Raw genomic sequence first — 396 nt, 5'->3', positions numbered from 1 at the left:
GTGGCCTGTGTGACCACAATCGCATCCCAGTCGCACGTTGCAATGCGTGCCAGCATGAGCCGCCTCCTTTCGCCCTGCAGATCCTCCTTGGATGCCAGCAGCACATGCGCACTGGGATAGGCCTCCATGAAGTTCGAGCCGAACTGGAAGAGCATGTGGTTCGGAACCACATACAGCACCTTGCTTGCCTGGCCCAAGCGTCGCAGCTCGACTCCAGCGCAGATCATCTCAAGCGTCTTCCCAGCGCCGACCACGTGTGCCAACAGCGTCGCGTATTGGCTCGACACGATCCGCCACACAGCGTCGCGCTGGTGTTTGCGCAGAGAGTAGACCGTCGACATGCCGGGCAGCACCAGGTGCTTGCCGTCGAATTGCCGAGGAGCCGTGGAGTTGAAC

At 61.1% G+C, this 396-nt stretch carries 1 protein-coding gene; it reads right to left on the bottom strand.

The window, feature by feature from the left end:
• Positions 1-396: DEAD/DEAH box helicase family protein (locus GVL03_RS21480; protein WP_159502773.1), on the bottom strand; the 396-nt coding region annotated here is incomplete at both ends.

Source organism: Microbacterium sp. 18062 (genome assembly GCF_902706225.1).
GTDB lineage: Bacteria > Actinomycetota > Actinomycetes > Actinomycetales > Microbacteriaceae > Microbacterium.
Note: the sequence above shows the minus strand (reverse complement) of the source record. Positions and strands in the feature narration are given on the sequence as shown.